This is a genomic window from Streptomyces sp. NPDC031418, from assembly GCF_055581605.1.
Genome location: NZ_JBVIJC010000012.1, coordinates 56,356 through 74,664, shown reverse-complemented (window position 1 = coordinate 74,664; position 18,309 = coordinate 56,356). Strand labels below are relative to the sequence as shown.

At 73.5% G+C, this 18,309-nt stretch carries 15 protein-coding genes; 10 read left to right on the top strand and 5 right to left on the bottom strand.

Going from position 1 to position 18,309, the window contains the following annotated elements:
- Positions 1-675 precede the first annotated feature (675 nt).
- Complete coding sequence (locus tag ACZ5CZ_RS19500; RefSeq protein ID WP_468944342.1) at positions 676-1,446, top strand: thioesterase II family protein; 771 nt, start codon at positions 676-678, stop codon at positions 1,444-1,446.
- 199 nt (positions 1,447-1,645) lie between these two features.
- On the opposite strand, the gene ACZ5CZ_RS19495 is transcribed toward ACZ5CZ_RS19500, so the two are convergent.
- The 5 genes from ACZ5CZ_RS19495 to ACZ5CZ_RS19475 all read right to left on the bottom strand — a co-directional run bounded on the left by ACZ5CZ_RS19495 (position 1,646) and on the right by ACZ5CZ_RS19475 (position 8,341).
- Positions 1,646-2,566: an AfsR/SARP family transcriptional regulator gene (locus ACZ5CZ_RS19495; protein WP_467540794.1), complete on the bottom strand. Its 921-nt coding sequence runs from the start codon at positions 2,564-2,566 to the stop codon at positions 1,646-1,648.
- A 229-nt stretch (positions 2,567-2,795) separates the two neighbouring features.
- Positions 2,796-4,607: a helix-turn-helix transcriptional regulator gene (locus tag ACZ5CZ_RS19490; protein ID WP_468944339.1), complete on the bottom strand. Its 1,812-nt coding sequence runs from the start codon at positions 4,605-4,607 to the stop codon at positions 2,796-2,798.
- Between the two features lie 265 nt (positions 4,608-4,872).
- Positions 4,873-6,348 (bottom strand): MFS transporter, encoded by a 1,476-nt coding sequence (locus ACZ5CZ_RS19485; RefSeq protein ID WP_468944337.1) that lies wholly within the window; start codon positions 6,346-6,348, stop codon positions 4,873-4,875.
- Positions 6,345-6,806 carry a PaaI family thioesterase gene (locus tag ACZ5CZ_RS19480; protein WP_385842231.1) on the bottom strand — a complete coding sequence of 154 codons (462 nt, stop codon included), beginning with the start codon at positions 6,804-6,806 and terminating at the stop codon, positions 6,345-6,347. Before ACZ5CZ_RS19480 ends, ACZ5CZ_RS19485 begins: the two co-directional genes overlap by 4 nt.
- Positions 6,803-8,341: a class I adenylate-forming enzyme family protein gene (locus tag ACZ5CZ_RS19475; RefSeq protein ID WP_468944333.1), complete on the bottom strand. Its 1,539-nt coding sequence runs from the start codon at positions 8,339-8,341 to the stop codon at positions 6,803-6,805. Before ACZ5CZ_RS19475 ends, ACZ5CZ_RS19480 begins: the two co-directional genes overlap by 4 nt.
- A 351-nt stretch (positions 8,342-8,692) precedes the next feature.
- On the opposite strand from ACZ5CZ_RS19475, the gene ACZ5CZ_RS19470 reads away from it, so the two are divergent.
- Genes ACZ5CZ_RS19470 through ACZ5CZ_RS19430 form a run of 9 tightly spaced genes read left to right on the top strand, consistent with a single transcriptional unit; the run spans position 8,693 to position 18,307 of the window.
- Positions 8,693-10,465, top strand: coding sequence for an AMP-binding protein (locus ACZ5CZ_RS19470; RefSeq protein WP_468944330.1), 1,773 nt, complete (start codon positions 8,693-8,695; stop codon positions 10,463-10,465).
- Positions 10,462-11,589, top strand: a complete 1,128-nt coding sequence (locus ACZ5CZ_RS19465) for a beta-ketoacyl synthase N-terminal-like domain-containing protein (RefSeq protein WP_468944328.1) — start codon at positions 10,462-10,464, stop codon at positions 11,587-11,589. Before ACZ5CZ_RS19470 ends, ACZ5CZ_RS19465 begins: the two co-directional genes overlap by 4 nt.
- A gap of 32 nt (positions 11,590-11,621) precedes the next feature.
- Positions 11,622-12,593 (top strand): beta-ketoacyl synthase N-terminal-like domain-containing protein, encoded by a 972-nt coding sequence (locus ACZ5CZ_RS19460; RefSeq protein ID WP_468944326.1) that lies wholly within the window; start codon positions 11,622-11,624, stop codon positions 12,591-12,593.
- A gap of 31 nt (positions 12,594-12,624) precedes the next feature.
- Positions 12,625-12,885: an acyl carrier protein gene (locus tag ACZ5CZ_RS19455; RefSeq protein WP_385842237.1), complete on the top strand. Its 261-nt coding sequence runs from the start codon at positions 12,625-12,627 to the stop codon at positions 12,883-12,885.
- Positions 12,882-13,664 (top strand): 3-oxoacyl-[acyl-carrier-protein] reductase, encoded by a 783-nt coding sequence (fabG, locus tag ACZ5CZ_RS19450; protein ID WP_468944322.1) that lies wholly within the window; start codon positions 12,882-12,884, stop codon positions 13,662-13,664. The genes ACZ5CZ_RS19455 and fabG overlap by 4 nt, the downstream gene beginning before the upstream one ends.
- 49 nt (positions 13,665-13,713) lie before the next feature.
- Positions 13,714-14,895, top strand: a complete 1,182-nt coding sequence (locus ACZ5CZ_RS19445) for a 3-deoxy-7-phosphoheptulonate synthase (RefSeq protein ID WP_468944649.1) — start codon at positions 13,714-13,716, stop codon at positions 14,893-14,895.
- Positions 14,896-14,921: 26 nt separating this feature from the next.
- A complete protein-coding gene (locus tag ACZ5CZ_RS19440; protein ID WP_468944319.1) occupies positions 14,922-15,692 on the top strand; it encodes a 2,3-dihydro-2,3-dihydroxybenzoate dehydrogenase in 771 nt (256 codons plus the stop codon).
- 36 nt (positions 15,693-15,728) lie between these two features.
- The gene (locus tag ACZ5CZ_RS19435; protein ID WP_468944316.1) at positions 15,729-16,352 is read left to right on the top strand and encodes an isochorismatase family protein; all 624 of its coding nucleotides are present in this window, start codon (positions 15,729-15,731) and stop codon (positions 16,350-16,352) included.
- Positions 16,349-18,307, top strand: coding sequence for an anthranilate synthase family protein (locus tag ACZ5CZ_RS19430; protein WP_468944313.1), 1,959 nt, complete (start codon positions 16,349-16,351; stop codon positions 18,305-18,307). The genes ACZ5CZ_RS19435 and ACZ5CZ_RS19430 overlap by 4 nt, the downstream gene beginning before the upstream one ends.
- The last annotated feature ends 2 nt before the right edge of the window (positions 18,308-18,309 follow it).

The window sequence follows — 18,309 nt, the reverse complement described above, 5'->3', positions numbered from 1 at the left end:
GCCGGGCGGGAGCGTGCGTGGGCGGCCGGACGGCGGCGCCGCCCGGCTGTGTGCGGAACAGGTCTGTACATGATCCGGGAAACGGACCGAAAAGGGATATCCGTGACCAGCGATAAGCGCCGTCGGTAAACCCGGTGTCACGTGAATTCAAGGTTACGCGGACTCGGCCGATACTCTGCGGCTCATCTCTGTCCCACCCCCGTTTCACTCCCCCGTAAACCCCGCAAGATGATGCCGGTTTTGCGGCAGCACTGAAGTTAGCCTCGGCTCACTAAGAGAGTCAAGCTTGGGGCGGACGACCGCATTGTGACGCGGAACTCAGTGCCCGGATCGCCCACTTGACCTGCGGAGACGAGGCGTGGAGCGGCGATCCGGGAGGTGCAGGAAATTGCACATCGGGATGATCTGCAAAAAGTTTCACCTCACACGCGGTCGCGCCGCTAAAACGGCCGGGGGTGAGGTGCAATTGTTTGCAGTCGGGCCCTCCGGGGGCCCTCCGGGGGCCCTCCGGGACGCCGTACGGCCATGCCCGTGTCCCCAATAAATACCGAGCGGATCTCCCGCGCGGAATGTACACTCCACGACGCGGCGGCGTACGCCGTTCTCCGCACCCCGTCCGCGCCCGGCCGATCCGAACCGGTGCGGCGAAGCGAAGAAGCAAAGGAGTGGCGGACGTTGAACACCCCCGAGCACAACAGCCCGTGGATACGGCGCTTCCACCCGTCCCCCGAGGCCCGCATCCGGCTGGTCTGCCTGCCGCACGCGGGCGGCGGCGCCACCTACTACCACCCGCTCTCGGCGGCTCTGGCCCCGGACGTCGAGGCTCTGGCCGTCCAGTACCCCGGCCACCAGGACCGCCACCGGGAGCCCTGTATCGACTCCCTTCCCGAGCTGGCCCGCCGGCTCGTTCCCGAACTGCTGCCGTTGACCGACCGGCCGTTCGCGGTGTTCGGACACAGCATGGGCGCCTCGCTCGGCTTCGAGGTCGCCCGGCTCCTGGAGCACGAGCACGGCGTCGTCCCGGCCGCGCTGTTCGCCTCCGGGCGGCGGGCCCCCTCCGAGTACCGGGAGGAGTTCCTGCACCAGCAGGGCGACGACGTCCTGGTCCGCGACGTCCGGGAACTCAGCGGCACGGACGCGCGGTTGCTGGCCGATCCCGAGCTGCTTGACATGGTCCTGCCGGCGCTCCGCAGCGACTACAAGGCGATCGAGACCTACCGCTACGTCCCCGGCCCCGACCTGAGCTGCCCGGTCACCGTCCTCATCGGCGACGAGGACCCCCGGGTGACGCTCGACGAGGCCCGGTCCTGGACCGCCCACACCACCGGGGACTTCGCCCTGAAGGTCTACGGCGGCGGCCACTTCTACCTGACCCGGCACACCGACGCGGTCGCCCGCGAGATCTCCGGCCGACTGCTGTCCACCACTGGCGCGTCCCGGTCCTAGCCGCTCTGCTCCCCGGCCCGGGGCGCCGCCGTGAACCCGGCCGCGCATCAGCAACAGCGTTCCCTCTCCCGGGCCGTACGCGGTGCGCGCGACCTTGGGGGTCTCCGCGGTCGGCAGCGGCTCGGGCGACCTCAGCGCCCGGTACCGGACCCACGCCGCGTCCGCCACGGTGGTACGTGCCAGTGCGCTTCCGGTGTGCTCAGGAGCGGACGCGGAGGTCGTGCCGCCGCATGAGACGCACCATGAGGTGGTCGATCTGCTTCCGTTCCGCGCGGAGCGAGGCGTTCTCGCGTTCCAGCGCGGCCAGCCGGATGTGGGCGTCCTGCGGCAGGGCGGTTTTGTGGCCGCCGAGTTCAGGATGCTGTTCCAGAATTCTCTGCTCCAGGGCCCGAAGGCGCTGCGAGGGGTCTATTCCGAGTTCTTCGGCGAAGCGCCGTTTCACATCCCGGTAGACATTCAGCGCGTCCGCCTGCCGGCCCGCGTGATAAAGCGCCCTCATGAGCTGGGACTGGAGAGTCTCCCGGAAAGGGTGCTCGGCGGCGCTCGCCATCAGCTCCGGAATGATGCGATGGTGCCGGCCCAGTCGCAGCTCCAGTCCGAAGCAGCGCTCCAGGGCGCTCATGCGCTCCTCGTCGAGCCGGGCCGCGGCCGCCCGGACGAGCGGGCCGGTGAGCCCCTCGGCGGCGGGGCCGCGCCACAGGCCGAGTGCCGAGCGCAGCAGCCGTACCGCCTCCGCGTCGTCCCCCGCGGCCTCGGCCCGGGCGGCCCGGTCCACCAGGGCGGTGAAACGCCGCACGTCGACGCGGCCTTCGGGCACGGTGAGGCGATAGCCCTGGCTCTCGGTGCTGATCACATCCGGCAGCCCGCCCTCGGCCAGCACGCGCCGCAGCCGGGAGACGCAGATCCTCAGCTGCACCTCAGCGGTCTGTGGAGCCCGGCCGCCCCAGATGCCGTCGATCAGCCGCGCGCCGGTGATCGTCTTGCCGACGTCCAGCAGGAGCAGCGTGAGGAGCGTCTGCTGGCGGGCCCCCGCGACAGTGATCTCCGTACCTGCCGCAATGATTTCCAATGGGCCAAGGATATTGAAGGAAAACGTGCCGTCAGCGATGTCCAGTCGCATTCAACTCCCCCTCCTTGGCGATGCTTTGGGCGACGCAACGCTACCTCCGTACCAGTCGGTAACAGCCTGTGACGAGCGCCACGAAATAAAGTTGCGTGGTGCGGTAAACCGAATGGGTTGGTCGGGCAACGTGAAGTCGGGTGAGGTGCAGGAAGAGCAATGTACCGGTTATCGGAGTCCGTGTTCGGTGGAGAAGTGTGCCGGTGCGGAAGAGGTGGCCGGCCGCGGCTCAGCCCAGCAGCCGGGCCAGCTCGACCCGGGAGGCCACGCCCAGCTTCCGGAAGATCTGCCGCAGGTGGTAGTTGACGGTGTGCGGCGAGCACGACACCCGCGTCGCCACCTGCTTGTTGGTCAGCCCCTGTGCGACCAGCCGCGCGATCCGCTGCTCGGCCGCCGTCAGCGCGCTCCCGGCCGGTGGGTCGGCCCGCTCCGGGCGGGCCGCGGGCTCGGCGTCGGCGGGCCGCTGCCGGGCCTGCGCGCTCTCCCGGAGCAGCGCTTCCAGGCGGGCCACGGCGGCGTGTGCGCCGATCGCGTGGTACCGCTCGGCCGCGGCCCGCAGATGGCGGCGCGCCGCGCCGGTGTCGCTGCCGGGCCGGCCGAGCAGCAGCGTCCCCAGGTCCTCGCTCGCCGCGGCGGCGGCCCAGGGTGCCCGGTGCTCGGTCGCCGCGTGCTCCAGGGCGTCGGGGTCCTCGTACAGCAGCCCCCGGGCATGGGTCGCGGCGGCGGCCAGGCCCGGGTGCGCGGGGTTCCGCTCCGCGAGCCGCTCGACGCGCCGGGTGACCGCGGCGGCCAGGGAGTTCTCCTCCGCGGCCAGGCTCAGCCGCACCAGCCGGGCCGCGGCTGCCGGGTCGCGCACGAACAGCGACGGCCTGGTCAGCAGATCGGGGTAGCGCTCCACCAGCAGGCCGACGGCGCCGCGCGCGTCCATGCCGGCCGTGGCCACCTGGAAGTCGGCCCAGGTGTGCCGCAGGGAGAGGAACGAGCCGGGCTGGGCGACGAGTTCCATCCGGGCTCGCCACACCTGGTCGGCGGCCTCGCCCCGCTGGCCGCGGGCCAGCGACAGCAGCGACAGCAGGGACAGGCCCTGCGAGGCGGGCAGCCGGGCGTGGGTGCGCTGGGCGAGCGAGACCCCGGAGGAGATCTCGGCCTCCGCGGCGTCGGTGCGGCCCGCCCCGAGCAGCAGCCGGCCCCGTACGACCGCCGCCTCGGCCCGGGCCCGCTGGTGCCCCAGGCGCTCGGCCAGCTCGCTCGTCCGGGTCAATGCGGCCTCCGCCTCGGCGAACCGGCCGAGCTGGGTCAGCTTCACGGCCAGTGCGAGCGAGGGGTACGGCCGCCAGCCGGGCGGCAGGACGGCGTGGTCCGCGGCCAGCGCCTCGCGGCCGCAGCGGAGCGCCTCGTCGAGATGTCCCGCCGCCCACTCCAGGTTGGACAGCACCACGGCCGCGACGACCGGGACGGCCCCCGGTCCGCCCGCCCGGACCATGGCCCGGGCGCGCTCCCGCCGCCCCTGCTCGTCCGGGCCGAACAGCGAGAGGACCCGGGACGCCTCGGCCTGCGCGGACGCGGGGTCACCGGTGGGGGAGAGGGTCTCGGCCAGCGCCAGGTGGGCCGCCTCCGCGGTCCGCGGGTCCAGTGGGCCGCTCGGGTTGTCGTGCGACAGGAAGAGGGCGGACACCAGGGCGTCCGGGGTCGCGTGCGCCTCCGTGGCCGGCTGCCCCGCCGGCCGGGCGGCCGGCGCCCCGCGCAGCAGAGTCCGGCGCACCGGTGCCGGGATCCGGGCGTGCAGCGCCTGGCGGACGTCGGGGGACCGGAAGGCGAGGCGGTCACCGGTGAACCGGATGAGCCCGGCCTCGACCGTCTCCTCCAGGGCGGGCAGCATCGACAAGGTTGTCACCGACTGCACCCGGGCGATCTCCTGCAAGGTGAACACATCGCCGACGAGCGCGGCAGCTTGGGCGAACTGCCAGGCGGACTCGGACAGTTCACCGTAGACCGGGGCCGCGTCGCGTGGTGCTTCGTGGGGGGCTGCGTGGTCCAGCATGCGGGTTTCCATCAGCTTCGCTCGGCCGAACTCCTGGGTCGTCCCGAGAGTCTGCGGGCCGGCGGGGAAGCCGGACAAGCCGGAACGGCCGTACCGGGCGCCGCGGATGCCGCGGTGATACGCCCGTGATACACGGCGGATACGCGATCGTCACCGGGCCACCGTGGTCCCCCGGTGCCGGCGGCACGGGGAGAACACGGTGGCCCGCAGGGTCGTAGACGAACGGACGAACGAACCAACAGGCGGACGGACGGAGGAGCCCGTCTCACGCCTCGGCGGTCTTCTCCTGAGCGGCGATCCGCCGGAAGACCCCCATCATGCCCATCACGACCAGCACCATCGCCAGACACACGGAGGTGGCCGCCACCATCGCGTGCGGGTAGCCGGTACCCGGCCGCCCGTTCCCCGCGGCGGCGAAGAACACCGCACCGACGGCCGCGACGCCGGCCGAACTCGAGAACTGCTGCGCCGTGGTGAGCGCACCCGACGCCATGCCTGCCTTCTGCGGCGGCACGCGCAGCAGGGCCGCGCCGATCAGCGAGGGCAGCACGACACCGTTGCCGAGGCCGACCAGGCACAGGCAGCCGCAGATCCAGGCGACCTCGGTGTCCGCACCGGCCGCCCGCACCCGCAGCAGCAGCGCCAGCAGCCCCAGGGCGGTCACCGCCGAACCCCCGATCAGGGCGTTCATGCCGAAACGGGCCGTCAGGCGCTTGCCTACCAGCGACGACACCATGTAGCTCACACCCATCGGCGTGAACGTCAGACCGGCTTCGACCGGGCTGAGCGAGAGGCCGCCCTGGAGCAGCAGCGTCAGCGTGAAGATGAAGCTGCCGAAGTAGATGTAGAAGGCCGCGCTCGCGATGATGCCGGCCCGGAACGACGAGCCGTGGAACAGCGTCAGGTCGAGTACGGGGGAGCCGCCGCGCGCCCCCAGCGTCCGCTCCCACCACAGGGTCAGCGCGCCGAGCAGCACACCGCCCGCCATGGACAGCCAGGTCCACACCGGCCAGCCCGAGGAGTGACCGAGCGCCAGCGGCACCAGAAGCAGGGCGAGGGAGGCGCTGAGACCGGCCGCGCCCACCGGGTCGATGCCGGCGCCCCGTCCGGAGTGGGCCGGGGGCAGCACCCGCGGGGCGCACAGCGCGACCAGTGTGCACACCGGCACGTTCACCAGGAAGATCACACGCCAGCCCAGTCCCGCGATGTCGGCGTTGAGCAGCAGCCCGCCGAGGAGCTGTCCGGCGATCGAGCCGATGCCCGCCGTCACCCCGTAGGCGGCGATCGCCCGGGGCCGCTCCGCCGGAGCGAACGTCGCCGTGATGGTCGCCAGCACCTGCGGCGCCATCAGCGCCGCGGTCAGTCCCTGGAGCAGCCGGGCCGCGATGAGCTGCCCCGGGCTCACGGCGATGCCGCACAGCAGTGAGGCGAGGCCGAACCCGGCCATGCCGATCGTGAACAGCCGCCGGTGGCCGTACAGGTCACCGAGCCGGCCGCCGGTGACCATGCCGCTGGCGAGGGCGAACGCATAGCCGCCCACGATGAGTTCGAGGGCCGTGGCACCGGCCCCGAGGTCGCTCTCCAACGACGGCGCCGCCACGTTCACGACGAAGAAGTCGAACTGGGTGACGAAGGTGCCCGCCAGCAGAACGGTGAGCACGGCCGCGATGGACGGTCTGCGCGGGGACGTCCCGTCGGCCGAGCGGGTGTGCGCAGGGGTGGAAGAAGCCGCTTCGGTCATCTTTTTCCTCGTTGCATGCGCTGAGCGGTGTTGGGGGCAACGGTGATCCGCGCGGTGCACGTACGCCGGCCCGCCTCATCGGTGATCACAACATCGTACGAGGCAAGGGTCGGACCGAGGGACAGTGCAGTCGCCACCGCGGTCACCACACCGCTGCGCACCGGCCGGTGGTGCGTGGCGTTGACATCGACCCCGAGGGCGATATGGCCGCCGCCCGCGTGCATGGCCGCGCCGATGGACCCGAGGGTCTCGGCGAGCACCACGGACGCGCCCCCGTGCAACATGCCGTACAACTGCTTGTTGCCGTTCACCGGCATGGTGCCGACGAGCCGTTCGGGCGACGCCTCGACCAGCTCGATGCCCATGCGCGCGGCGAGGGTCTCGGGGCCGCCGGGCCGGGTGATCCACGCCGACAGGTCGGCGCTCTCCTCCGGCCCGGCGGCGGAGGACTGGGTCATAGGGCCGCCGCGTCCTTCGTCTCGGTGGCGAACCGGCCGGTGGCCGAGGCCGTGTAGGCGTCGAGGTCCGCGTACTTCTCCCGCAGCCTGCGCTTGAGCACCTTGCCGGTGGGGCCGGTCGGGATGGCGGCCTTGTCGAGGGTCGTCTCCAGCAGCGCCAGCGGCGGCTGGCCGGCCTCGCGCAGCGCCGCGTTGGCCCGTGCCAGCAGCTCGGCCGGGTCCGCGTCGGCGGGCGCCCGGACCACGGCCACCGGCGCCGGGACGCCCGCGCGCCTGCCCGCGGCCACCGCGCAGTCCGCCGCCTCCGGCAGGGCGAGCAGCAGGATCTCCTCCATCAGCACCGAGTAGCCGGGGCCCTCGGGGGTGTGGATCGTGTCCACCGCGCGGTCCACATGGAAGAAGTCCTCGCCCTCCCGGTAGGCGAGATCGCCCGACAGCCAGTAACCGGCCAGCTTGCTGCGGTAGTACGTGTCGGCGTCGTTCCAGTACCCCGGGATGACGGACTTGCTGCGCAGCCCGAACAGGCCGACCTCGCCGTCGGCGGCCGGGGTGCCGTCCTCGCGCAGCACCGCCACCTCGCCGGCCGGCACCGGGTTGCCCAGGAAGCGGGGGCGCGGCGGGGTGTCCTGGGTGATGTAGCGGCGCAGCGTCGCCCAGCCCAGCTCCGAGGAGCCGAGGCCGTCGCTGAACACCGAGCCCGGCCGGCGCTCGCCGTCCACCACATGGTGGCCGTACCGGATCAGCTTGCGGATGTGCGCGTCGTGCGCCGAGTCACCGGTGTTCTGCCACTCCCGGACCGAGGTGAAGTCCTCCGGGTCCAGCTCCATGGAGGCCAGCTCCGAGTACGTCTGGTTGAACGCCAGGATGCGGGTCGGACGGTGCTCCCGGGCGCCCCGCGCGACCCCGGGCCCGGACTGGTCGGAGAAGGAGATCAGCGGCAGGCCGCACAGCAGCGAGTAGAAGGTGTACGCGATCGCCGACGAGTGCGACTGCGGCGCCGCCGACAGCATCACCGTCGGGTCCTCCGGCACGGACAGCCGCCAGCCCGGACCGTACAGGCTCTGCCGGTGCGCCCAGATGACCGGCTTCGGGATGCCGGTGGTGCCGGAGGAGTGGCACAGGAACACCGGGTCGTCGTCGCCGTGCCGGTACAGCGCCCGGTCGGGCAGGCTGCGCCGGCCGAGGATCCGCGCGTCGTCGGCGGTGACGGTCCAGCGCAGCGTCGCCAGCTTCTCCTGGCGGCCGTCCAGCAGGGCCAGGTGGGCCGCGTCGGTGAACAGCCCGACCGGGTCGGTGCGCGCCATCAGACCGAGGGCGAGGTCCGGTTCCATGCGCCCGTTGACGAGCAGCGGTATCGCGCCGATCCGGGCCAGCGCCGCCAGATGGACCTGGTCGTCGAAGGAGTCCTCGATGTAGACCGCGACCCGGTCGCTGCGCCGCACCCCACGGTCCCAGTAGAACGACGCCCAGGACTCGGCCAGTTCGTCGAGCTGCCGCAGATTGAATTCCGCCTGCGGCACACCGTCGACATTCATGACCGGACGATCGGCCACCAGGCAGGTCAGATCCGGATGCGGACTGAGTTCGAGCGCCTTTCTCCACGCATTCCCGCCGCCCACGGACGTGTCTTCGTAAATGCGCCGGCGGGCGTCCTGATCGAGCATGGATCGCGTCGTGAGCGGCATGTTCACCTGGCCTTGGTCGGGTGCAGACAGATGCGCGGCGAGGGGGCGCGCCACGTCGGTGACGACGGTAGACGCCGACCCGTGGCGGCCGTAACTACTCGAACGAGTAGGTGAGTCGGTGGGGTGCCTACTCGTTCGCGCGGTGTGCGGGCACCGACTGCCGGGCTAGCTTTTCGGCCATCGGCAGAAGGGAATCCACCAGTGACCACGCAGAGAAAGCTCGCAAGCGAAAAGCTGCGCGAGATCGTGGCGACCGTTCTGGAACTGGAACTGTCCGACGTGGGCGAGTCCGACCCCTGGGTGGATGAACTCGGCATGACGTCCCTCGAAAAGGTCGAGGCCATCACCCGCATTCAGGAGAACTTCGGCACCGCCCTGACACCGCGGCAGGCGGCGGCGATCGGCTCGGTGGCCGACGCGCTCGCCGTCCTCGCCCCGGCGGACGCCGCGGCCGGGCAGGCCGACCTGGTCGGGCGTCTGGTGCGGCACCGGATCGACGCCAAAGAGGGCGACCGGACCGCCTACACCGACCCCGACGTGGGCCGGGTGTCGTACGCCGGGCTGCACGCGGCCGCCCGTGACTACGCCGCCGAGCTGCGTGCGGCGGGCGTCCGGCCCGGGGAGCGCGGCGTGGTGATCGCCGAGGACTCCGTCGCCACCGTGGCGGCGGTCCTCGGCCACTGGTGGCTCGGCTCCGTGCCGGTCGTGGTGAGCCCGCTCCTCGACGACGCCGACATCGCCTTCGCGGTCGAGGACTGCGGGGCCCGCGTGGTGCACGTCGACGGCTCCGACGCCAAGCGCGCCGCCCTGCACCAAACGCTCGCGCACCTCCCGCGCCTCGACGGCGAGGACACCCGCCGCAGGATGACGGAAGGTCACGCGCCCGCCGCCGACACCCCGCCGCCGCACACCGGGCCCGCCGACGCCGAGGCCCTCGTGCAGTACACCTCCGGCAGCACCGGCACCCCCAAAGGCGTACGGCACTCGGCGGCCGGCCTGCTGGCCATGATCGACGGCTTCGGCGGCGTCCTGGGGCTGCGCCCCGACGACACGCTGCTGACCACCGCCCGCCTGTCCTTCGGCTACGGCTTCGGCAACGCGGTGCTCTGCGTCCTCGCGGCCGGCGCGAGCGCGGCCCTGATCCGCGGCGCGGTCGACCCGTACACCGCGGCCGAGGCCCTCGCCACCCACCGGCCCACCGTCTTCTGCTCGGTACCCCGGCTCTACGCCGCCCTGACCCAGCTGCCCGGCCAGGACAGCGCCGCCTACGACGCCGTACGGCTGTGCACCACGGCCGGCGAGAACTGCCCGCCGGCGCTCGCCGAGCGCATCCGGGCGGCCTTCGGCGCCCCGCTCGTGAACTGCTTCGGCGCCACCGAACTGATGCATGTCGCCCTGGTCGCACCGGCCGACCGCACCCCCGAGGGCGCGCTCGGCTTCCCCGTCCCCGGGGTCCGGGCCACCGTCCGCGACGCCGACGGCACCGAACTGCCCGACGGGCAGGAGGGGCGGCTGCACATCGCCGGCCCCACCGTCGCCCTCGGCTACGTCAACCGGGCCGAGGCCGACCGGGCGGCCTTCGCCGACGGCGGCGCCTACACCGGCGACCTGGTACGACGCGCCCCGGACGGCTCCTTCGCCTACCTGTGCCGGGCCGACGACATCCTCAACATCGGCGGCTACAAGGTGGTTCCGGCCGAGATCGAGGGCGTCCTGCGCACCGTCGAGGGCGTCGCGGCCTGCGCGGTCGTCGCCGGCCGCGACGCCGACGGCCTGGAGCAGGCGGTGGCCTGCGTCCAGCCGGCGGACGGCGCCGACCCGGCCCGGGTGCGCCGCGCCGTGATCAGTGCCGCGCGGCGCGGACTGCCCGCGCACAAGCGGCCCTCCCGGGTGGAGCTGTTCCCCGAACTGCCGACGACCGTCAGCGGCAAGACCGCGGCCCACACCCTGCGCACCCGGGTGGCCGAGGCATGACCTGGGACATCATCGGCCTGGGCGCGGTCAGCAGCGTCGGCGCCGACGCCCGCGCCACCTACGACGCGCTGTGCGCGGGCCGCGACGGCCGCGCCCCGGTCCGCGTCTTCGACCCGGCCTTCTACCGGGCCCGGCACGCCTACGAGATCGACGACCGCGGCCCCGGCGGCGACCGCCCGCTGCGCGCCACCGGCTGGCTCCTCACCGCGGTCGAGCAGGCCCTCGCCGACGCCGGACTGGACGACGACCTCAGCGAGGTCCCCGTGCTCGTCGGCACCACCCTGCGCGAGCAGCGCAGCGTGGAGCTGTGGTGGCGCGAGGGCGCCCGAGTGGCCACCGACGAGCTGCACTTCGGCAGCGCGCTGCGCCGCCGCTTCCACGCACGGACCAGCTACACCTTCGCCAACGCCTGCGCCGCCTCCCTGTACGCCCTCGGCATGGCCGCCGACCTGATCTCCCTCGGCCAGGCCGACACCGTCGTCGTGGCCGGCGCCGACTCCATCGCGGAGTCCACCTTCGCCGCCATGGACCGGGCACAGACCCTGGTACCGGACGCCGCACGCCCCTTCGACCGCGGCCACAAGGGCATGGTCATGGGCGAGGGCGCCGTGGCCGTGGTCCTCACCCGGGCCGGAGCGCGGCGGACGGGCGTCGCGGCCCGGCTGCGCGCCGTCGGCCTCAACTGCGACGCGGGCCACCCCACGGCCCCGGACCCGGCGGGGGTGGAGGCCGGGATCCGTGACGCCCACCAGCGGGCCGGGGTGCGCCCCGGCGACATCGACCTGGTGATGCTGCACGGCACGGGCACCGCCCGCAACGACGAGACCGAGGCGGCGGTCATGTCCCGGCTCTTCACCGACGCCCCGGGCCCGCTCATGACGGCCGTCAAGTCGGGCGTGGGGCACACGCTGGGCGGCTCCGGGCTGCTGAGCCTGGTGACGGCCGTACTGAGCATGCGGCACGGCGCCGTACCGCCGGTCATCGGACTGACCGACCCCATCGAGGAGGCGGCGGGACTGCGCCTGGTGCAGGGCGCCGCGGCGCCCGCCCCGATCGCACTGGCCCAGGTCAACGCGTTCGGGTTCGGCGGGATCAACGCCGTCGCGGTGGTGGAGAAGGCGTGAACAGCGAACCGACAGCGGGGGTGGGAACAGGCGTGAACAGCGAACCCACGGCACACCGTTCGGCGGTGGTGGTCACCGGAGCCGGGCTCGCCGTACCCGGCCTCGCGGGACCCGCGGACCTCCTGCACCGCGACCGCGGCGGCACGCCGTTCGACCCGGAGACCGGTCTGAAGGGCCGAGATCTGCGGCACAAGGACCGCGCCACCCGCCTCGCGCTGCGCGCCGTCGAACCGGCGCTGCGCGACGCCGGGCTGTACGGCCCGGACGGCCCGGACCTCGACGGCGCCCGCACCGCCACCGTCGTCAGCTCCAACACCGGGAACTACGACAGCGTCTGCGGCTACGTCGACACCGCGGCCCAGCAGACCTCGCGGGCCATCAGCGCGACCGGACTGCCGCAGACGTCCACCAGCGCCATCGCGGGCTGGATCGCGGCCGGCTACGGGCTGCGCGGGCCCGCGGTCACTCTGTGCAACGGAGCGACGAGCGGACTCGACGCCCTGCACTGGGGCCGCAACCTGATCGCCGCGGGCCGCGCCGACACCGTCGTCGTGACCGGCGTCGAACCGGCCAACGAGGTCGTGGCCAAGCTGCTGGGCGCCGACCCCGTGGACGGCGCCGCCACGGTCGTCCTGGAGTCCGCCGCGCACGCGGCCGGGCGGGGCGCCCGGGCCCGCGCCCGGTGGCGGGGATACGACCGCGGGCACGACCACGCGGAGGTCCTGCGCGCCGCGGCCGACCCGCGGGCCGAGCCGATCGGCCTGTGGCTGACCGGCGCCCCCGAGGACGACCGGCCGCACCTGCCCGAACGGGTCCGGCTCGCCTGCCTGGCCGACCGGTTGGGGGAGTGCGGCGGAGCCCTCGGCGTGCTCCAGTGCGCCGCCGCGGTCGCCTACTACGACGACGGTGGCGACGGCCTGGTGCTGGCCACGGCCCACGGCACCGACGCGTCCGCCGTGGTGGCCCTCCTGCCGCCCCGGGCGGCGGCCCGCACCGCCCTGTGACCCCACAGCCTCCCGAGAAAGGAACCCGACCGTGCCCGACACCACCTCCGTCTCCGTCGACCTGGAAGAGCTGCGCGCCCTGATGGCCGTCACCTTCGAGCTGTCGCCCGAGGAGGTCACCGACGACGCCCACTTCACCGAGGACCTGGGCATGGACTCCCTCATCACGCTGGAGATCGCCACCCGGCTGGAGGACCGCTACGGCATCGACGTCACCGACGACGAGCTGAAGACCATCAACACCCTGGCCGGCGTGCACGAGCTGGTCCGGCAGAAACTCGCCGCCGCATGAGCGCGCCGACCGCCCCCACGTCCCCGGCCGCCCCGGAGGACACCGGCCGGCCCGTGGCCCTGGTCACCGGCGGCTCCCGCGGGATCGGGCGCGCCGTCGTGGCACGGCTCGCCCGGGAGGGACACGACGTGGCCTTCTGCCACCGCTCCAACGAGTCCGCCGCGAAGGAGGCGGCGGACGCCGCGGCCGAGGCCGGCGCCCGCGTGCTGCACCGCACCGTCGACATCGCCGACGCCGAGCAGGTCCGGCGGTTCGTGACCGAGACCGAACGCGAACTCGGCCCGGTGCGCACGCTCGTCAGCGCCGCCGGCATCACCCGGGACCGGCCCCTCGCCCTCATGTCCGACGACGAGTGGCACGACGTGCTGGCCACCAACCTGGACGGCACCTACGCGGTCTGCCGCGCCGTGATCACCCGCATGATGCGCCGCAAGGCCGGCTGCGTCATCACCCTGTCCTCGGTCGCCGGGGTCCACGGCAACGCCCACCAGACCAACTACTCGGCGTCGAAGGCTGGGATCATCGGCTTCACCCGGGCCCTGGCCAAGGAGTGCGGCCCCTACGGCGTCCGCGCCAACGTCGTGGCGCCGGGCTTCATCGACACCGACATGACCGCGGCGCTGACGGACACCGTGCGCGAGCGGCTCCGGGAGCGGATCCCGCTCGCCCGGTTCGGCCGGCCCGACGACGTCGCCCACCTCGTCGCCTTCCTCGCCTCCGACCGCGCCGCGTACATCACCGGCCAGGTCCTCGGCGTCGACGGCGGACTGGTCGTGTGACCGGCCCCCCGACCGTCGTACGCCCGCACCTCGCATGGGAGAGACATCAGTGGACAACGCCCTGCTCGACCTCCGTCACCAGGAGGCCCGGCAGCAGCCGCCCTGGGAGGACCTGGCCCAACTGGCGCGGGTGCGCCGGGCCCTCGCCCAGCGCCCCGCCCTGGTCCGCGCCGAGGACGTCGCCGTCCTGCGCGGGCTGCTCGCCGACGTCGCCGCGGGCAAGGCCGAGGTCGTCCAGGCCGGCGACTGCGCCGAGGACCCCGACGACTGCACGGCCCGGCACGTCGCCCGCAAGAGCGCCGTCCTCGATCTGCTGGCCGGGGCGCTGAAACTCACCACCGGCCGGCCCGTGGTCCGGGTGGGGCGGCTGGCGGGACAGTTCGCCAAGCCCCGCTCGCAGCCCACCGAGATCGTCGCCGGACGGGAACTGCCCGTGTACCGGGGTCACTTGGTCAACGGACCGGAACCCGACCCGGAGAGCCGCCGCCCGGACCCGCTGCGCCTGCTCACCGGGTACATGGCCGCCGCCGACATCATGGGGCACCTCGGCTGGACGGCGGGCCCGCGGCCGGCCGGCACCGAGGCCGTGGTGTGGACCAGCCACGAGGCGCTGCTGCTCGACTACGAACTGCCCCTGCTGCGCCGCACCGAGGACGGCGCCCTGCTGCTCGCCTCCACGCACTTCCCGTGGATCGGCGAACGCACCCGCGGGCTCGACGGCGCCCATGTCGCCCTGCTCGCCGAAGTGGTCAACCCGGTGGCCTGCAAGGTCGGTCCGGGCATGACCCCCGACGAGCTGGTCGCCCTGTGCGAGCGGCTCGACCCGCTGCGGCAGCCGGGCCGGCTCACCCTCATCGCCCGCACCGGCGCCGACCGGGCCGCGGCCGTGCTGCCCCGCCTGGTCGCCGCCGTCCGGGCCGAGGGGCACCCGGCGATCTGGCTCACCGACCCCATGCACGGCAACACCGTCACCGGCCCCGACGGGCGCAAACGGCGGCACACGGACACCATCCGGCGGGAGATCGAGGCGTTCCAGACGGCCGTGCGCGAGGCGGGCGGTGTGGCCGGCGGGCTGCACCTGGAGACCACCCCGGACGACGTCCTGGAATGCCTGCCCGGCGGCTCGTACACCGCCCCCGGCGCGCCGGCCCGCGGCCCGTACACCAGCCTGTGCGACCCCCGGCTCAATCCCGCCCAGGCGCTGGAAGTCGTGGCCGCCTGGCGGCCCTGAGACATCCCGGCAGCGAAAGGAAGAGCATGCAGGACAAGACAGCCATCGTCACCGGAGCCGCGGGCGGGATCGGCGGCGCGGTCGTCGCCGCCCTGGTCCGGGCCGGCGTCCGTGTCGCCGCCGTCGACCGCGAGGCCGACCGGCTTCACAAGTGCGCCGACGAGGCGACCGGGGGACCGGGCACGGTCACGCCGTACCCCGCGGACGTCACCGATTCCGGCGCCGTCCGCGACCTGGTCGACTCCGTCGAACGGACGCTGGGCGCCGTGGACTTCCTCGTCAACGCCGCCGGGGTGCTGCACCTGGGACCCGTCGTCGGATACGGCGACGAGGAGTGGGCCCGCACCTTCGCGGTGAACGCCACCGGCGTCTTCCTCATGTCCCGTGCGGTGGCCGAGCGGATGGTGCCCCGCCGCTCGGGCGCGATCGTGACCGTGGCCTCCAACGCGGCCCGCACCCCGCGCGCCGAGATGGCCGCCTACGCCGCCTCCAAGGCCGCCGCCGCCCACTTCACCAAGTCGCTCGGCGTCGAGCTGGCGCCGTACGGCATCCGCTGCAACGTGGTGGGCCCGGGCTCCACCGACACGCCGATGCTCACCTCGATGTGGCGGGACGAGTCGGACCGCGAGGCCACCCTGCGCGGCCGCCCGGAGACCTACCGACTCGGCATCCCGCTGGGCCGCATCGCCCGGCCCGAGAACATCGCCGACGCCGTGCTGTTCCTGCTGTCCGACGCCGCCGCGCACATCACGCTGCACGACCTGACGGTCGACGGCGGAGCCAGCCTCGGCGCCTAGCGCCCCGCTCCCCGCCCGCCCTCCGAGAGGACCGCCATGCCAGGCATCCCGCCCATCGCGCCCTACCCGATGCCGACCAGCGGCGAGCTGCCCGCCCGCATCCCGCGCTGGACGGTCGACCCCGCCCGCGCCGTGCTCCTCGTGCACGACATGCAGCGGTACTTCCTGCGCCCGCTGCCCGACCCGCTCCGCGCCGAACTGGTCCGCAACACCGCCGCGTTGCGCGACCACTGCGCCCGCGCCGGCATGCCCGTCGCCTACACCGCGCAGCCCGGCGGGATGACCCCCGAGGAGCGCGGACTGCTCAACGACTTCTGGGGACCGGGCATGCAGGTCAGCCCGGCCGACCGGGAGATCGTCGAACCGCTGGCCCCGGCCGACGGCGACTGGGTGTTCACCAAGTGGCGCTACAGCGCCTTCTTCAAGTCCGACCTGTTGCAGCGGATGCGCGCGGCCGGACGCGACCAGCTGATCGTCTGCGGTGTGTACGCGCACGTGGGGGTCCTGATGAGCGCCGTGGAGGCCTACACCCACGACATCGAGACCTTCCTCGTGGCCGACGCCGTCGCGGACTTCAGCGCCGCCGACCACCGGATGGCCCTGGAGTACGCGGCCCGCACCTGCGCCGTCGTCACCACCACCAAGGAGGTCCTCGGATGACCGGTGTGCCCCCCGCCGATCCGCTCGGCCGCGTCCTGGCGCCCGAGCCCGGACCCTTCGCGCTGCTGCACCGTCCCGGCTCGGCCGGCCCCGGTGTCGTGGACGTGCTCCTCGGCGAGGTGTCCACCCCCGGCACGCTCGCCGCACTGCCGCTGCCCACCACGCCCCGGCAGCCCGGAGCCCACCACGAACTGCTCACCGTCGTGCCCTTCCGGCAGGTCGCCGAGCGGGGCTACGCCTGCGCCGACGACGGGGCGCCGCTCATCGCGCTGGAGGTGCGCGAGCAGGCGGCCGTACCGCTCGCCGACGTCCTCACCCGCGTCCCCGACCGGGGGATCCGGCTGTCCGGCGGGGACTTCGACGTGTCCGACGAGGCGTACGCCGACATCGTCAGCCGGGTCGTCGCGGACGAGATCGGCACCGGCCAGGGCGCCAACTTCGTCATCAAGCGGTCGTTCGTCGCCGAGATCGCCGACTACGGCGTGGCCGACGCGCTGACCCTGTTCCGACGGCTGCTCGAGCGCGAGTCGGCCGCGTACTGGACCTTCCTGATCCACACCGGTGAGCGCACCTTCGTCGGCGCGTCGCCGGAGCGGCACGTGAGCCTGCGCGACGGCACCGCCGTGATGAACCCGATCAGCGGCACCTACCGCTATCCGGCGGGCGGACCCACCCTCTCCGGCGTCCTGGACTTCCTCGCCGACCGCAAGGAGGCCGACGAGCTGTACATGGTCGTCGACGAGGAACTCAAGATGATGAGCCGGGTCTGCCCGGACCAGGTGCGCGTCGTCGGCCCCTACCTCAAGGAGATGTCCCGGCTCGCGCACACCGAGTACTTCATCGAGGGGCGTACGACCCGCGCCCCCCAGGAGATCCTGCGCGAGACGCTGTTCGCCCCCACCGTCACCGGCAGCCCGCTGGAGAGCGCCTGCCGGGTGATCGCCCGGTACGAGCCCGGCGGCCGCGGCTACTACAGCGGCGTCGCCGCGCTGATCGGCCGGGACGCGCGGGGCGCCCGCACCCTGGACTCCGCGATCCTCATCCGCACCGCCGACATCGACCGCACCGGGCGGCTCGCGATCGGCGTCGGCGCCACCCTCGTACGCCACTCCGATCCGGCCTCCGAGGTGGCCGAGACCCGGGCCAAGGCGGCCGGTCTGGTCGCCGCGCTGCGGGACGCCGCACCGACGGGCTTCCGGGACCACCCGCAGGTCCGCTCGGCGCTGCTCCGGCGCAACGACCCGCTCGGCGGGTTCTGGCTGGCCGGCCGCGCGGAGCCGGCCGCCGAGGGCGCCCTGCTCGGCGGCCGGCGGGTGCTGGTGGTCGACGCCGAGGACACGTTCACCTCGATGATCGAGAAGCAGCTGCGGTCGCTGGGCCTGGAGGTGACCGTACGGCGCTTCGACCAGCCGTACGCCTTCGACGAGCACGACCTCGTCGTCATGGGACCCGGCCCCGGCGATCCACGCGCCACGGCCGATCCGAAGATCGCCCACCTGGACGGCGCCGTCCGTGAACTCCTCGGCACCGGCCGGCCGTTCCTCGCCGTCTGCCTCAGCCACCAGGTGCTCGGCCGGGCGCTCGGCCTCGACCTGATCCGCAGGGCGGTGCCCAACCAGGGCGTGCAGCGGGAGATCGACCTCTTCGGCCGCCGTGAACACGTCGGCTTCTACAACACCTTCGCGGCCCGCAGCACCCGCGATGTCATCGACGGGCCGTACGGCGCCCGGGTGGAGGTCAGCCGGGACCCGCGCACCGGCGAGGTGCACGCGCTGCGCGCGGAACGCTTCGCCTCGATGCAGTTCCACGCGGAGTCGGTGCTCACCCGGCACGGCCCGCGCATCATCGGCAGCTTCCTGGCAGGCCTCGTGCGGGACACCGCGCCCGCGTCCCGCCGGACCCCCGTATCCCTGGCCGTCGCAGCCGCCGACGGCGTACCGAGCAAGGACCGTTAAGG